Origin of the sequence: Lutibacter sp. (assembly GCF_030692605.1) — a bacterium.
In the GTDB taxonomy this organism is placed as follows: Bacteria; Bacteroidota; Bacteroidia; order Flavobacteriales; family Flavobacteriaceae; genus Lutibacter.
Window position 1 is genome coordinate 1 of sequence record NZ_JAUYUD010000023.1, and the last position, 16,090, is coordinate 16,090.

Annotated in this window: 11 protein-coding genes and 1 pseudogene; 6 read left to right on the forward strand and 6 right to left on the reverse strand. The window is 29.8% G+C overall.

Annotated features, from left to right (window positions below; translation table 11 throughout):
- The first annotated feature begins 210 nt into the window (after positions 1-210).
- Positions 211-774: a Smr/MutS family protein gene (locus tag Q8S45_RS02025; RefSeq protein ID WP_305600775.1), complete on the forward strand. Its 564-nt coding sequence runs from the start codon at positions 211-213 to the stop codon at positions 772-774.
- Here the strand turns inward: Q8S45_RS02025 and Q8S45_RS02030 are convergent.
- Positions 771-1,244, reverse strand: coding sequence for a hypothetical protein (locus Q8S45_RS02030; protein WP_305600777.1), 474 nt, complete (start codon positions 1,242-1,244; stop codon positions 771-773). The genes Q8S45_RS02025 and Q8S45_RS02030 overlap by 4 nt on opposite strands.
- 81 nt (positions 1,245-1,325) lie before the next feature.
- On the opposite strand from Q8S45_RS02030, the gene Q8S45_RS02035 reads away from it, so the two are divergent.
- Positions 1,326-2,462: a cysteine desulfurase family protein gene (locus Q8S45_RS02035; RefSeq protein WP_305600779.1), complete on the forward strand. Its 1,137-nt coding sequence runs from the start codon at positions 1,326-1,328 to the stop codon at positions 2,460-2,462.
- Entirely contained in the window at positions 2,462-3,430 is a 969-nt protein-coding gene (locus tag Q8S45_RS02040) for a type I phosphomannose isomerase catalytic subunit (RefSeq protein ID WP_305600780.1), read from the forward strand. Before Q8S45_RS02035 ends, Q8S45_RS02040 begins: the two co-directional genes overlap by 1 nt.
- Here Q8S45_RS02040 and murB read toward each other — a convergent pair.
- Both murB and Q8S45_RS02050 read right to left on the reverse strand, forming a co-directional pair.
- Positions 3,427-4,425, reverse strand: a complete 999-nt coding sequence (gene murB / locus Q8S45_RS02045; protein WP_305600782.1) for a UDP-N-acetylmuramate dehydrogenase — start codon at positions 4,423-4,425, stop codon at positions 3,427-3,429. The genes Q8S45_RS02040 and murB overlap by 4 nt on opposite strands.
- Positions 4,426-5,619: a pyridoxal phosphate-dependent aminotransferase gene (locus tag Q8S45_RS02050; protein WP_305600784.1), complete on the reverse strand. Its 1,194-nt coding sequence runs from the start codon at positions 5,617-5,619 to the stop codon at positions 4,426-4,428. It abuts the gene before it with no gap.
- Between the two features lie 149 nt (positions 5,620-5,768).
- On the opposite strand from Q8S45_RS02050, the gene Q8S45_RS02055 reads away from it, so the two are divergent.
- Positions 5,769-7,118, forward strand: a complete 1,350-nt coding sequence (locus Q8S45_RS02055; RefSeq protein WP_305600785.1) for a PDZ domain-containing protein — start codon at positions 5,769-5,771, stop codon at positions 7,116-7,118.
- A 49-nt stretch (positions 7,119-7,167) separates the two neighbouring features.
- Here Q8S45_RS02055 and Q8S45_RS02060 read toward each other — a convergent pair whose 3' ends face one another.
- Positions 7,168-7,569 carry a DUF1573 domain-containing protein gene (locus Q8S45_RS02060; protein WP_305600787.1) on the reverse strand — a complete coding sequence of 134 codons (402 nt, stop codon included), beginning with the start codon at positions 7,567-7,569 and terminating at the stop codon, positions 7,168-7,170.
- Positions 7,570-7,680: 111 nt separating this feature from the next.
- On the opposite strand from Q8S45_RS02060, the gene Q8S45_RS02065 reads away from it, so the two are divergent.
- Complete coding sequence (locus tag Q8S45_RS02065; protein ID WP_305600789.1) at positions 7,681-10,308, forward strand: valine--tRNA ligase; 2,628 nt, start codon at positions 7,681-7,683, stop codon at positions 10,306-10,308.
- 72 nt (positions 10,309-10,380) lie between these two features.
- Here the strand turns inward: Q8S45_RS02065 and Q8S45_RS02070 are convergent, their stop codons facing one another.
- Positions 10,381-13,287 (reverse strand): FAD-binding and (Fe-S)-binding domain-containing protein, encoded by a 2,907-nt coding sequence (locus tag Q8S45_RS02070; RefSeq protein ID WP_305600791.1) that lies wholly within the window; start codon positions 13,285-13,287, stop codon positions 10,381-10,383.
- Positions 13,288-13,381: 94 nt separating this feature from the next.
- On the opposite strand from Q8S45_RS02070, the gene Q8S45_RS02075 reads away from it, so the two are divergent.
- The gene (locus Q8S45_RS02075; protein ID WP_305600792.1) at positions 13,382-15,904 is read left to right on the forward strand and encodes a M14 family metallopeptidase; all 2,523 of its coding nucleotides are present in this window, start codon (positions 13,382-13,384) and stop codon (positions 15,902-15,904) included.
- Positions 15,905-15,970: 66 nt separating this feature from the next.
- Here the strand turns inward: Q8S45_RS02075 and Q8S45_RS02080 are convergent.
- Positions 15,971-16,090 (reverse strand): annotated as a pseudogene (locus Q8S45_RS02080) (IS1595 family transposase); the annotation flags it as partial.

Consider the following 16,090-nt stretch of genomic DNA (forward strand, 5'->3'; position numbering starts at 1 on the left):
TTTTGTCTCTTTCTTCTTTAAAATGAAGCCTACAAGATTCCTCGCTCCCAAAATTTGCTGTAAAACTGAATAAATTCATCGTTTTTTTTATCAAATATAACGCTTTTTTATTAATTATGGGTAATTACGGACAATCAAAAAGATTAATTATTTTTTTATTGAAATTGTTAGTTTTAACTTTAAGCATTTAAAATTAATCAAATAATAGGTATGGAATTTAAAGTAGGAGATGCGGTAGCGGTTTTGGATGATGTTATAAAAGGTACAGTTATCGCTGTTTTTCAACATAAAATAACGATTGAAACTAATGATGGTTTTCCATTCGATTTTTCGCCAAAAGAATTGGTTGTAATTGGAGAAAATCACGCTGAGTTATCTAAATATAGCGATGTTTCAAATGATATTTTAATGGAAAAAATAAACGAAAAAACAACCAATAAAAATGCGTTAAAATTTAAATCTTCCTTAAAACCAAATAGCCAACCACCGATGGAGGTTGATTTGCACATTCATCAACTGATCCCTTCAACTAGAGGAATGGATAATTTTGATATTCTTACTATTCAACTTGATACTGCAAAAAGACAGATAGAATTTGCGATTAAAAATAGAATTCAACGAATTGTTTTTATCCACGGAAAAGGTGAAGGAGTGTTAAAATCGGAATTAGAATATCTTTTTAAAAAGCATAATGTTACTTGGTATGATGCTCCTTATGATAAATATGGTACAGGTGCCACAGAAGTTTATGTTTTCCAGAATCCTAAAAACTAATTTAATATAGTTCCTGTTCCAAATGGAAAGGATTGATAGAAAATTCGATCTTTAGCATCTAAAAATAATAAATCTGTAATAGTAATTGCATAACTATAACCCGTTGTAGTTTCTGATGTTACAATGTTAATTATTCCGCTTGTTGCAATTAATTCTTTTATAACCAAAGGTTTAGCAGGAGGAATGGATTGACAAAAATAATCGCTACCAATGGCAGCATCAAATAATCGGTATGTTACTATTATAGGCGTTGAAATAGGAAAAGATTTAGTTCCAACTGTTTTTGCAATTTCTGTAGAACTTAATTTAATTACAAGCGTTTCTGTTTTTTCAGTATTTGTTTTGTAGAATATATATTGTCCACAAGTTGAAACTGTTTCAGTAAATTCAAACGCAGGCACATCAAAATCACCGTCGTTGCACGAGGTAATAGTGAATATTGTAAAAAGGAAAATTATTTTTTTCATCATAAATTTTAATCTAAGCAAAAATAAAGGTTTTTGGTTATCTAAGAGCAATTGATACAACAAATTTTAATTACTTTTGTTGCAATGAAGAAAATTTATTTAGATAACGCCGCAACAACACCAATTTTACCCGAAGTTATAAATACGGTTTGCGAAAGTATGACCCAATTTTATGGTAATCCATCTTCAAGTCATGAAATTGGTAGAAAAGCAAAATCTTTAGTTGAAACCGCCCGAAAAAACATTGCCAAACATTTAAATGCAAAGGCAAACGAAATATATTTTACTGCTGGAGGAAGTGAAGCTGATAATTTAATTTTAAGAAATGCTGTAGTTAATTTAGGAATTAAAACCATTATTTCTTCTAAAATAGAGCATCACGCAGTGCTTCATACCATTGAAAACTTGGAAAAAGAATTTCAGGTTTTAGTAAAATGGGTTGATATAAAAGATAATAGTGAAATTGACTATGTTCATTTAGAGGCACTTCTTAAATCTTCAAAAGGGAAAATTTTGGTAAGTTTAATGTATGTGAATAATGAAATTGGAACAATACTCGATTTAGAAAAAGTATCTCAATTGTGCTTTGAAAATGACGCTCTTTTTCATTCAGATTCAGTACAAGGAGTTGGTCATTTTGCAATGAATACTCAATTATTAAAAGTCGATTTTTTTGTAGCAAGTGCGCATAAATTTCATGGCCCCAAAGGAGTTGGATTTGCCTATATTAAAAATGGTATAAAGTTGCAACCAATGTTAATTGGCGGGGAGCAAGAGCGTGGTGGCAGGGCAGGGACAGAGAATGTTCATAGTATTTTAGGAATGGAAAAGGCATTAGAAATGGCTTATTTAAACTTAAAAGAGGATGCTTTATATATTCAAAACTTAAAAAATTATTTTATTGAACAATTAAAAGAAAATTTTGATAACATAACTTTTAATGGTTGTTCCGATTCAGAAAATTTAAGTAGTTACATTATTTTAAATGTGCGGTTTTCAAAAGAATATTCGATGTTACTTTTTAATTTAGATATTAAAGGTATTTGTGCATCGGGTGGTAGTGCATGTCAGAGTGGTAGTAATAAAGGTTCTCATGTATTAAATGAAATCTTAAATGAAACAGAGAGTAAAAAAACATCTGTGCGGTTTTCATTTAGTAAATTTAATACCAAAAACGAAATAGATTTAGTAATAGATGCATTTAAAAACCTCCTTAATTAATGTTAAATTATCCAATAAAATTCACTCCAATTTTGAAAGAAAAATTATGGGGTGGTTCAAAATTAAAAGATGTACTTCATAAATATTCTTTTAAGGATAATATTGGAGAAAGTTGGGAAATCTCAGACGTACAAAATGAAGTCTCCATGGTTGCTAACGGTTTTTTAAAAGGAAAGAGTTTAAAATATTTAGTTGAAAATTATAAAGGCGATTTGGTTGGAAATATTATTTATAAAAAATTTGGAACTAATTTTCCACTTTTAATAAAATTTATAGATGCCAAGCAAAATTTATCTATACAGGTTCATCCAAATAATGAGCTGTCGTTTAAAAGACATCAATGTTTTGGAAAAACAGAAATGTGGTATGTAATGCAAGCAGATAAAAATGCTCAATTGATTTTGGATTTTAATAAAAAAATTAATCCAACAACATACCAAGAATTAGTAGATAAAAAGGAAATAATGTCGGTTTTAAATAATGTCCCAGTATCTAAGGGTGATTCGTTTTTTATTGAAACTGGAACTATTCATGCAATTGGCGCAGGAGTTTTATTGGCAGAAATTCAACAAACATCAGACATTACTTATCGAATATTTGATTTTGATAGAGTGGACGATGAAGGAAATGAAAGAGAATTACATACAGAGCAAGCTATTGACGCCATTAATTTTGAACCTTTTTCAACGGAGAAAATAGGATACGATCAGAAGATAAATAAGTTAAATAAACTTGTTTCCTGCGAATTTTTTAAAACGAATGTGCTCCCAGTTGAAGGAACAATAGAATTAGATTATACAACAATTGATTCTTTTGTAATTTTTATGTGTGTTGAAGGGAATGCTGCTATTTCAATATTTGGGAATAAAGAAATGTTGAATTATGGTGAAACTATTTTAATTCCAGCAAATGCCCAAAAAGTTCAAATAATTGGAAAAAATTGCAAGCTTTTAGAAGTTACTATTTAAAGAATATTTACTTCTATTTCTAAATCGATTTTAAAAGCTTCCTTTATTTTTTTTTGAATTTTTGTCGCCAAATTAAGGATTTCCTGTCCAGAAGCATTACCATAATTAACTAAAACAAGTGCTTGTTTTTCGTGAACCCCAGCATCTCCAAAACGTTTTCCTTTAAAACCACATTGTTCAACTAGCCAGCCAGCTGGAATTTTAATTTCAGTTTCTGAAATTTTATAAAAGGGCATTGTTGCATATTCTTTTTGAAGTTGATTAAATAATTCTGTTGCAATTACAGGATTCTTAAAAAAGCTTCCACTATTACCAATTATTTTAGGATCAGGTAATTTAGATTGTCGGATTGTAATTACAGCGTCAGAAATACTTTTAATAGAAACTTCTTTATCTTTTAAATAAGCAGTAATATCTCCATATGAAGTGTTCAATTTGTGATTTAATTTGGTTAATTTAAAAGATACATTTACAATAATGAATTTATCTTTAAATTCATTTTTAAAAACAGAATTTCTATATCCAAACTTACAGGCTTCCAAAGAAAATATTTTTGATAAACCAGTTTCAATTTCAATAGCTTCTAACTGATAAAAAATATCTTTTATTTCAACACCATAAGCACCAATATTTTGAATTGGAGAGGTGCCAACATTACCTGGAATTAAAGATAAATTTTCTAGACCACCATAATTTTGAGAGATACACCAAAGTACAAAATCGTGCCAATTTTCACCTGCTTCTGCCGTAACAAATACAAAATTAGGATCAGTATCATTTACAATTATTCCTATCAAGTTAAGATGAACAACCAGTTTAGACATTGGCTTTGTCAGTAGCATATTACTGCCTCCTCCTAATAAAAAAATATCTTTTTCTCTAGCTAAAACTTCTTTTAACTCTTTTATTGAATTTACTTCAATAAAGCGTTCGGCAAGTACATCAATTCCAAAAGTATTGTACGGTTTTAGAGATATGTTGTGTTGAATATTCAATTAGTTGTTATTGTACGTTTCTATGGCAAGTTTTAATATTTCAACAGACTTAATTAGATCTTCTTTTTTAAGAACATACGCTATTCTAACTTGATTTGTTCCTATACCTGGAGTGGAATAAAAACCAGCACATGGTGCCACCATCACAGTTTGGTTATTTAGATTAAAATCTTCTAACAACCATTGTGCAAATTTATCGGCATTATCAACCGGAAGTTCCGCAACGCAATAAAAAGCACCTTTAGGATTGGCCACTTTTACACCTTCAATTTTATTTAATTCCTGAATTAATAAATCTCTCCTACCTTTATATTCAACAATAACTTCATCGAAATAAGATTGTGGAGTATCTAAAGCAGCTTCACTTGCAATTTGTGCAAACGTAGGTGGACTTAAACGTGCCTGAGCAAATTTTAAAGCAGTTTGAATGAGCTCTTTGTTCTTTGAAACTAAACAGCCTATTCGAGCACCACACATGCTATATCTCTTAGAAACAGAATCAATAATTATAGCATGATTATCCAATCCAAATCCACTTAGAATTGATTGGTGTTGTTCGTTGTCGTACACAAATTCTCTATAAACTTCATCAGCAATTAAAAATAAATTGTGTTTTTTCACAATTTCAGCAAGTTTTTCAATTTCTTCTTTCGAATACAAATAACCCGTTGGATTGCCCGGATTACAAATTAAAATAGCTTTGGTTTTTGGTGTAATTAATTTTTCAAATTCAGAAATTGGAGGTAACGCAAAATTATTTTCAATTTTTGATATAACTGGAACAATTTTAACGCCTGAAGCAGTAGAAAACCCAATATAATTCGCATAAAATGGTTCAGGAATAATAATTTCATCATTAGGATCAGTAATACTACCCATGGCAAATAATAAGGCCTCAGATCCACCCGTTGTTACAATAATATCACTTGCAGTTACATCAATATTGTTTTTTGCGTAATATGCGGCAATTTTTGTTCGATACTCTTCAGAACCTTCCGAACGGCTATAAGCAAGAACCTTAATAGTATTGTTTTTTATAGCGTCTAAAGCAATTTGGGGTGTATTAATATCTGGTTGGCCAATATTTAAATGAAATACCTCAATTCCTCTTTTTTTTGCATCCTCTGCATAAGGAACTAATTTTCTTATTGGTGATTCAGGCATATTTTTGCCTTTAGTAGAAATTATTGGCATGTTTTTTATAATTGTAATTTGAGACAAAATTGCAAAAATTTAATTGAATTTTATTAAAATATTACCTGTTTTTTTAAACCGTTAATATTATCACAAAAGTTATGATTTAAGTAGCTGATTTTGTAGTTTAACAAACGAAATATGACTAAATGTTCAAATCTCTAATTAATATCATTCTATGTATTTTGTTTCTTTTTATAGGAACTAATAAAATGTTTGGACAGTCTAATTTTAGGCTTTTAAATGGTGTTAAAAAACAAAATATTTCTTTTCAAGTTTTAAATAATTTAATTGTTTTTCCTTTAGACTTAAATGGAAAAGAATTGAATTTCATTTTAGATTCGGGTGTTGGGGCAACCATACTTTTTAATATTCATAAAAACGACTCAGTTACATTATTAAATTCAGAAAAAATTAAGCTCCAAGGATTGGGAAGTGAAGAACCAATTGATGCAATTTTGTCTAAGAAAAATAAATTTGGTTTTAAAAATGGTGTTGGTCTTAACCAAAATGTATATGTAATATTTGATGACAATTTTGACCTCTCATCTAAATTAGGAATTACTGTACATGGTATTATAGGATATGAAATTTTAAAAGACTTTATTATAACCATTAATTACAGCACAAAAAAAATTGAGTTTGCATCTCCGGAAAATTTTGTTCCAAAAAAATGTAAAAAATGTGAGACTTTTCCTTTGGAGTTTTATAAATTGAAACCATATATTAATGTTGGCGCTAAATTTGATTGGGAGTCCAATAAAATAACAACCGTTAAATTGTTAATTGATTCTGGTGGAAGTGATGCTTTGTGGTTTTTTGAAAATAGTATTCCAGAAATTACTCCACCGGTTAAATATTTTAATGATATTTTGGGAGAGGGTTTAAGCGGCACTATACACGGTAAAAGGGCATATGTTAAGTCTCTGCATATTGGTAATTTTGAAATTATAAAACCTACCGTTGCTTATCCAGATTCGTTATCGATATCATTTGCAAGGCAATTTGAGTCGAGAAACGGTAGCTTGGGTGCAACTATTTTAAGAAGATTTTTAGTAATTTTTAATTATCCAAATCAGGAAATTACGTTAAAAAAGGCTTCAGGTTTTAAAGATCTATTTAGATATAATAGAAGTGGATTAGATTTGATTTATAACGGGAAATTATTAGTGATGGAACAAGACAATGATAATGTAAAATTAAATGATATTGGTGATCCTGCATTTAAAAAAACAATAACGCTTGCTTATAATTACAAATATACATTTAAGCCATCCTATAAAATATTTAATATAAAAGAAGGTTCTCCTGCTTATAAAAGTGGTTTGAGAAAAGGTGATTTAGTTATAAAAATTAATGGAAAGTTTACCTACGATTTAAAATTAGAGGAGCTTAATGATTATTTTTTCCAGAAGGAATTAAAAAGAATAAATTTAGTAATTGAACGCGATGGGAAAAATTACGAATATCAATTTAGATTGGAAGATATATTAAAATAAAAAAGGAGTGACTTTCTAGTCACTCCTTTTTATTTTGTATGCTATTTAATTATTCCTTTATCACAATACCTTTAATTCTTACCATTTTTGATGGTTCACTTGCATTGGATAAAATAGTTATGCTTTTTGAAAATCCGCCTGGTCTATTAGTATCGTATTTAACTTCAATTTCACCACTTGCTCCTGGCATAATAGGTGCTTCTGGTTTTTTAGGTACAGTACAACCACAACTAGATTGAATGCTACTAATTACTAGAGGAGATTTTCCAACGTTTTTAAATTTAAAAACACGCACCCCATTAGCGTTTACATCAATTTTCCCGTAATCAATAACGTCTGTTTCAAACTCAAATACCGGAGCATCTGGACTGGCAACAACTGCATTAGATTCTTGTGCATTAATTGTTAAAGTTATAAAACTAATAAATAATAATGTAAATAATTTTTTCATAATTTCTGTTTTAAAAATGTAAAGTTAGTTATTTTTTTAAGTTTTTTTAAAATTTTGTGATATTCCTTATAATTGTACATTTGCAAATTACTATACAAATATTAGACCAAAATGAGTTTAGCAACAAAATACAATCCTAAAGAGGTAGAAAATAAATGGTACAGTTACTGGATGGAAAATAAATATTTTCATTCTACGCCAAATGAAAAAGAGCCATATACTATTGTAATTCCACCACCAAATGTAACTGGAGTATTGCACATGGGGCACATGTTAAATAATACCATACAGGATGTATTAATTAGACGAGCTCGTTTAAAAGGGTTGAATGCATGTTGGGTTCCTGGTACAGATCACGCATCTATTGCTACTGAAGCTAAAGTTGTTGCTAAATTAAAAGAAGAAGGTATTAATAAGGAAGATTTAACGCGCGATGAGTTTTTGAAACACGCTTGGGAGTGGACAGATAAACATGGCGGTATTATTTTGGAACAGCTTAAAAAATTAGGCGCTTCTTGCGATTGGGAACGAACCAAATTCACTATGGACCCTGACTTAAGTGAAGCGGTTACAAAGGTTTTTATTGATTTATTTGAAAAAGGACTTATTTATCGGGGCTATAGAATGGTAAATTGGGACCCATCAGCAAAAACCACATTGTCTGATGAAGAAGTAATTTTTGAAGAAAGACAAGGCAATTTGTATTACTTAAATTATAAAATTGAAGGTAGTAATGATGTTCTAACCATTGCAACTACGCGTCCTGAGACAATTTTAGGAGATACTGCAATTTGTATTAATCCAAATGATGATCGTTTTAAGCATTTAAAAGGCAAAAAAGCAATTGTTCCAATTTGCAATCGAGTAATTCCAATTATTGAAGATGAATATGTTGATATTGAATTTGGTACTGGGTGTTTAAAAGTAACTCCTGCTCATGATCAAAACGATAAAATTTTAGGAGAAAAACATCACCTAGAAGTTATTGATATTTTTAATGATGATGCTACTTTAAATTCTTTCGGGCTTCATTTTGAAGGTAAAGATCGATTTGTGGTTCGAAAGGAAATCACTAAAGAATTAGACGAATTAGGTTGTTTAGCAAAAATTGAGCAATATCTGCATAAAGTAGGTACTTCAGAAAGAACTAAAGAAGTAATTGAACCAAAAATTTCTGCACAATGGTTTTTAAAAATGGAAACTATTGTAGAACCAGCCTTAAAAGCAGTTTTAGAAGATGAAGCAATTAAATTTTATCCTAAACATTATAACTCCACTTACCGGCATTGGTTAGAAAATATAAGAGATTGGAATATTAGTCGTCAACTTTGGTGGGGACATCAAATTCCCGCTTACTTTTATGGCGATGGAGTAAATGATTTTGTTGTTGCGGCTACACTTTCAGAAGCAACAGAAAAAGCTTCTAAAATTGTTAGTAAACGATTAAATGAGAGTGATTTAACACAAGATCCAGATGCGTTGGATACGTGGTTTTCATCGTGGTTATGGCCAATTTCGGTTTTTGACGGAATTAGATATCCAAATAATGAAGAAATAAATTACTATTACCCAACAAACGATTTAGTTACTGGTCCAGATATTATTTTCTTTTGGGTTGCTCGTATGATTTTTGCTGGATATGAATTTAGACAAGAAAAACCATTTAACAATGTTTATTTCACAGGAATTGTACGAGATAAACAACGTAGAAAAATGTCGAAATCATTAGGAAATTCTCCTGATCCAATTGAATTAATTGAACAATATGGTGCAGATGGTGTGCGTGTTGGAATGTTATTATGTGCTGCAGCTGGAAACGATTTATTATTTGATGAAGATTTATGTGCACAGGGACGTAATTTTTCAAATAAAATATGGAACGCTTATCGTTTAATAAAAGGATGGGAAGTTTCAGAAACTATTGAACAACCACAATCTTCAAAAATAGCATTAGAATGGTATCAAGCCAAATTTCAACAAACATTGGCTGAAATTGAAAAATCGTTTGAATCCTTTAGATTGAGTGAAGCCTTGATGAGTGTGTATAAATTAATTTGGGACGATTTTTCTTCTTGGTTATTAGAAATGATAAAGCCAGATTATCAAAAACCAATTGATGCTACAACATATAAGGCTGTAATCCAATTTTTAGAAGATAATTTAAAAGTTTTGCATCCATTTATGCCTTTTATTTCAGAAGAAATTTGGCAAGATATAAGAAAAAGATTACCAGAGGAAGCATTAATAATTGCTGAATATCCAATGGTTTCAGGTATAAATGAATCATTAATAGATGAATTTAAATTTACCACCGAAGTTATTTCTGGAATTAGAACAATTAGAAAAGAAAAAAATATTTTGTTTAAAGATAAAATAGCTTTTTCTGTGTTGAATAATGAAAATGTTAGTTCAAATTTTGATGCTGTTATTGAAAAAATGGGGAATTTATCTTCACTTAATTATGTAACTGAAAATGTTGAAGGTGCACTGAGCTTTAGAGTAAAATCCAACGAATATTTTATTCCAATTTCTTCAGATATTAATATTGAAGAAGAAAAAGTAAAATTGCTTGAAGAAATGAACTACACGGAAGGTTTTTTAAAATCGGTTCAAAGTAAGTTAAGTAATGAACGTTTCGTGAATAACGCTCCTGAACAAGTAATTAAAATTGAACGTCAAAAAGAAGCAGATGCTTTAGCTAAAATTGAAACAATTAAATCGAGTTTAAAAAGTTTATAAAACAGTGCATTTACTATGGTTGGTGAATGTACTTTAGAAAAGGGATGCTATTTATTAGCATCTCTTTTTGTTTTATAACGCATCCCTTAAAATACTAACCGGATGTTTACTTTTTCGTTTTGTACCATCCATTATTTGATGTCTACAACTTGTTCCAGATGCCGAAATTTCAATAATTTTATCAATATTTCTAATTTTTGGAAATAAAGTATCTTCGCCAACTTGCATAGAAATAGCGTAATGTTCTTTTTCATAACCAAAAGAACCTGCCATTCCGCAACAGCCAGTATTCATAATGGTTGGTTTGTAGTTTGTTGGAATATTTAACATTGTAAATGTTGCTTCGCTATTGCTTAAAGACTTTTGATGACAATGTACATGTATTTTAATTTCTTTTGATTTAGTACTAAAATTTGAAGCTGTTATTTTTCCTTTGTCAAATTCATTTTTTATAAATTCCTCAATTGTAAATGTATTTTTAGAAATTTTTTTAGCACTTATTTTGTCATCAGCTAATCGTAAATATTCATCTCTAAATCCTAAAATTGCTGAAGGTTCAATTCCTAATAAAGGCGTTTTTTCAGAGATAAGGTCTTTAAACACTTCAATATTTTTATCAATTACAACTTTGGCTTGATCTAAAAAACCTTTCGAAATAAAGCTTCTTCCGCTCTCTTCGTGCTTAATTATAAGAACTTTATAATGTAGTTTTGTAAGTAGTTCTAAAGTATCTATTCCAACTTTTACATCATAAAAATTGGTAAATTCATCACAAAACAAGTAAACTTTACCATTTTTAAATGGATTGTTATGAAGTTTTCTAACATTCTTTTTGTACCATTTTCTAAGGGTATAAGTATGCAATTTTGGAATGCTTCGTTCAGTAGCAATTCCAATTATTTTTTTAGCAATGTAATTGTTTAAAATTATGTTTGTTAAAAAAGGAAATAAGATTCCTAATTTGTTGTAAAAGACATTATTAGCAAATAATTTGGTGCGTAAAGATGGTTTGTTTTCTTTTTGGTATTGGTACAAAAATTCTGCTTTTAAAGCAGCAATATCAACATTACTGGGGCATTCACTGGCACAGGCTTTACAACTTAAACATAAATCGAACACTTCTTTTAATTCAACATAATCAAACTTATTTATTTTATCAGAATTAGTTAAAAATTCACGTAAGGCATTTGCTCTCGCACGTGTTGTGTCCTTCTCATCTTTAGTTGCCCTATAGCTTGGGCACATAGTTCCACCAGCCGAAACAGGTTTTCTACAATCACCAGATCCGTTGCATTTTTCGGTAACTCTTAATATGCCTTGACTATCAGAAAAATCTTGAATAGTTTCTATTTCGGGTTCATTTCTGTCAATTTCATAGCGCAAATTTTTGTCCATTGGTAGTGGATCAATAATTTTTCCTTTATTAAAAATGAAATGAGGGTCAAAAGCTAATTTTATTCGTTTTAATAGTTCGTAATTTTTTTGACCAATCATTAAAGGAATAAATTCTGCACGTACAATTCCATCTCCATGTTCACCACTTAAAGAACCATTGTATTTTTTAACTAAAGTTGCAACTTCGGTTGTAATAGTTCTAAATAGCACAACATCTTCAGATTTTTTTAAATTTAGAATAGGTCGAAGGTGAATTTCACCAGCTCCCGCATGCGCATAATACACTGCATCTTGACCATAATTTGCCATCATATTGGAAAATTCGGAAATGTAATTTGGCAAATCACATACTTCAACAGCGGTGTCTTCAATGCAAGCGACAGCTTTGTCATCTCCTACAATATTTCCTAACAAACCTAAGCCTGCCTTGCGTAAATTAATGGCTTTATTAATATCATTACCCATTAAAATGGGATAGGCGTACCCGAAATTATGTTGTTTTAGGTCATTAATTAGTAAACTTATTAGCGAATTTGTTTCTTCCTTTGAATTGGATTTAACCTCAAGCATTAAAATAGCTGCCGGATTACCTTCAACAAAAAACCGATTTTTAGTTTGTTCTCGGTTATTTTTTGTACAATCTAAAACGGTTCTATCCATCAATTCACACATATACAAATTGTGTTTCATGGCTATAATAACAGCCTCCATACTTTCTTGAATACTGCTAAAATGTACCGCTACCATGGCGTTATGTACAGGTGGTAAATTATCTAATTGCAATGTAATTTCAGTTGTAAATGCTAAGGTTCCTTCGCTTCCACAGAGCAATTTTGCTATGTTTATGTTATTTTCAGAATTAGAAAAAACAGAGGTGCTTAGTAATTCATCTACTGCATAACCCGTATTTCTTCTATGAATTGAGGCTTTTGGAAATTCTTTTATTATTTCTTTTGCATTATCTTCATTGGAAAGTTCTTGATAAATGGTTTTATAGATTTTATTTTCCAAGGTGCTTCCAATTGTTTTTTGATGAAATTTGGTTTTAGAAACTTCTTTAAAACAAACCATAGATCCATCGCTTAAAATGGTTTTAAGTTGAATTATTTTATCTCTTGTAACCCCATATTTAATCGATGTGGTACCCGATGAATTATTACCAACCATACCTCCAATCATGCATCTATTACTTGTGGAAGTATCTGGACCAAAAAATAAATCAAAAGGTTTTAAAAACAAGTTAAGTTCATCTCTAATAATACCAGGTTGAACCGTAACTGTCATTTTTTCTTCATTAAATTCTAAAATAGAAGTGAAGTGTTTTGATACATCAACAACAATTCCATCTCCTACACATTGACCAGCTAACGAAGTCCCTGCCGTTCTTGGAATAAGTGAAATTTTATTACTTGTGGCAAAGATTATGAGTGTTTTAATATCTAAATCCGATTTTGGATACGCCACTGCCAGTGGTAATTTTCTATAAACTGAGGCGTCAGTTGCATAAATGCTTTTGTGTAAATCGTCAAAAAAAAGTTCTCCTTCTAAGGAATCTGATAGGTGATGAAGTAAATTATTATTCACAAAAAATACGTTTAATTGGCACCTGAAAGATAATGAAATATATATGACACCTAAAATTAATTGAAATTTATATATTTGTCAAAATTCAATTATAATGAAAATTAATTTCTTTTTTCTTTTGGCAATTTTAACCAATAGTATTTTTGCTCAATCTCAGTTTGAGATGAGTTATCATTTACCACAAAAATTAACCTATAACAATGCCATTCCTACTCCAGAGAGTATAATTGGACATAAAGTAGGTGAGTGGCATGTTTCACATGATAATCTGTTAAATTATATGAGGGTGCTTTCCAAGGTATCCGATAGAATTAGCATTGAAGAAAGAGGGAAAACTTTTGAAGGTAGACCTTTAGTTTTATTAACCATTACTTCGCCTAAAAATCATAAAAATATTGAGCAAATTAGGTTGAATCACCTTAAAATCACAGAAGGTTATGGAAGTAACCAATTAAATATTGAAGCAATGCCACTTGTAGTTTACCAAGGGTTTTCAATTCACGGTAATGAACCAAGTGGTGCTAATGCAGGATTGTTATTGGCTTATTATTTAGCTACAGCTGAAGGTGACGAAATTGAAAATTTATTGGAAAATACGATTATTTTATTAGATCCTTCTTTAAATCCTGATGGATTACAACGTTTTTCTTATTGGGCAAATACAAATAAAAGTGAACATTTAAATACAGATTCTAATGATAGAGAGTTTCATGAAGTGTGGCCTGGTGGAAGATTTAATCATTATTATTTTGATATGAATCGAGATTGGTTACCAGTGCAATTACCAGAATCAAAAGTTAGAATAGAAACGTATAGAAAATGGATGCCAAATATATTGACAGATCATCATGAAATGGGAAGCAATTCTACATTCTTTTTTCAACCAGGTGTTTTATCAAGGGTTCATCCATTAACCCCAAAAGAAAATCAGGATTTAACAATAGAAATTGGAAATTATCATGCCAAAGCACTTGATAAAATTGGTTCGTTGTATTTTACTGAAGAAAATTTTGATGATTACTATTATGGGAAAGGATCTACCTATCCCGATATCAATGGAGCCATTGGAATATTATTTGAGCAAGGTAGTTCTAGAGGGCATGCACAGGAAACTGAAAATGGAGTTTTAACTTTTCCTTTTACTATCAGAAATCAATTTACTGCGGCACTTTCAACATTAGAAGTTGCAAAAGAAATGAGGGTTAAGTTATTAAAATATCAACAACAATTTTATAAAAATAATGCAGCTTCTTACGCTAAAAATTCAGTAAAAGCATATGTTTTTAGTGATGAAAAAGACCAAGCAAAAACATTTCATTTAGCTGAAATTTTGAAAAGACATGAAATTGAAATTTATAGACCTAAATCTGATTTTTCTGAAAATGGTGTAAACTATAAAATGGACAAAAGTTATATAGTACCAACAAATCAAAAAAGCACTAAAATTATTCAGGCTATATTTGAAAAAAGAACAACTTTTACTGATAGCTTGTTTTATGATATTTCAGCTTGGACATTTCCATTAGCTTTTAATTTGGATTATTCTGAATTGAAATCTACCGTTAATATAGGTGAAAAAGTTATTAATTTAGAAATGAATAAAGGTATCGTTACCGCTAAAAGTAGCTATGCATATTTAATGAGTTGGAACGAGTATTACACACCTAAAGCCCTAAATTTAATACTTCAAAAAGGCATTAGGTCTAAGGTTGGAATGAAAACTTTTAGTTTGGAAGGAATGAATTATGATTATGGAACTATTTTAATTCCTGTCGAAAATCAACCTATAAATGAAAACGAGTTATTTAATTTTTTAAAGGAAGTTGCTTCAAAAAGTAATATTACAATAACTGGTGTTTCTACTGGTTTAACTAAAGGAATTGATCTAGGAAGTAATAATTTTGAACTAATAGCGAAGCCAAAAGTAGCAATGCTTGTTGGTTCGGGAATTTCTCCAAGTGATGCTGGTGAAATTTGGCATTTATTTGATCAACGTTATGAAATGAATATTACCAGAATAGATTTAGACTATTTGAATAATGCGAATTTATCGAGTTATACAACACTAATTGTTCCTAGTACATCAATGCGATTAAGTGAAAATGAAATTAAAAAACTAAAGTCTTGGGTGCAAGATGGAGGTACAATTATAGGATATAAAAATGCTGTAAATTGGCTGGTTACAAATAAGTTTATAGATCTTAAATTTGAAAAAACAAAAGTTGATGCGAAAAATATTAGCTTTGAACAAAAAGAGGAATTTTATGGTGCACAAGATATAGGTGGAGCCATTTTTGAAACTCAAATTGATAGATCTCACCCTATAAATTTTGGCTATAAAAATAATAAATTACCCATGTTTAGAAGAACTAAAATTTTTATTAAAGCTGATAGTTTAAGTTTTAATAATCCTATAAAATATACTAATTCACCTTTATTAAGTGGTTATATTTCTAAGTCAAATTTAGATTTAGTAAAAAATTCTGTTCCATTTCAAGTAAAGAATATGGGTAAAGGGAAAGTTGTAGTTTTTACCGATAATACTAATTTTAGGGCATTTTGGTATGGTACTAATAAGTTGTTAATGAATGCCGTATTTTTTTCAAATAAAATGTAGTATTTTTAATTGGTAATGAATAAAAAAAGGATCTAAATAAATTTATTTCTGATTGTCCGTTTTCTATCATAACCCTGTAATGCTTGCTATTACTAGCCTATCGAATAATTTTTCTTCAAAATATCTTCTGTTAAGCTTATAAACGAACTCATTTAGGTACAATTGAAGATATTTTCCTTTAATTTT

Coding starts and splice junctions, on each gene's coding strand:
- Q8S45_RS02035 (WP_305600779.1), top strand. CDS start 1,326: ATGAAGAAAATTTATTTAGATAACGCCGCAACAACACCAATTTTACCC.
- Q8S45_RS02075 (WP_305600792.1), top strand. CDS start 13,382: ATGAAAATTAATTTCTTTTTTCTTTTGGCAATTTTAACCAATAGTATT.
- Q8S45_RS02055 (WP_305600785.1), top strand. CDS start 5,769: ATGTTCAAATCTCTAATTAATATCATTCTATGTATTTTGTTTCTTTTT.
- Q8S45_RS02065 (WP_305600789.1), top strand. CDS start 7,681: ATGAGTTTAGCAACAAAATACAATCCTAAAGAGGTAGAAAATAAATGG.
- Q8S45_RS02060 (WP_305600787.1), bottom strand. CDS start 7,569: ATGAAAAAATTATTTACATTATTATTTATTAGTTTTATAACTTTAACA.
- Q8S45_RS02050 (WP_305600784.1), bottom strand. CDS start 5,619: ATGCCAATAATTTCTACTAAAGGCAAAAATATGCCTGAATCACCAATA.
- Q8S45_RS02040 (WP_305600780.1), top strand. CDS start 2,462: ATGTTAAATTATCCAATAAAATTCACTCCAATTTTGAAAGAAAAATTA.
- Q8S45_RS02030 (WP_305600777.1), bottom strand. CDS start 1,244: ATGATGAAAAAAATAATTTTCCTTTTTACAATATTCACTATTACCTCG.
- Q8S45_RS02025 (WP_305600775.1), top strand. CDS start 211: ATGGAATTTAAAGTAGGAGATGCGGTAGCGGTTTTGGATGATGTTATA.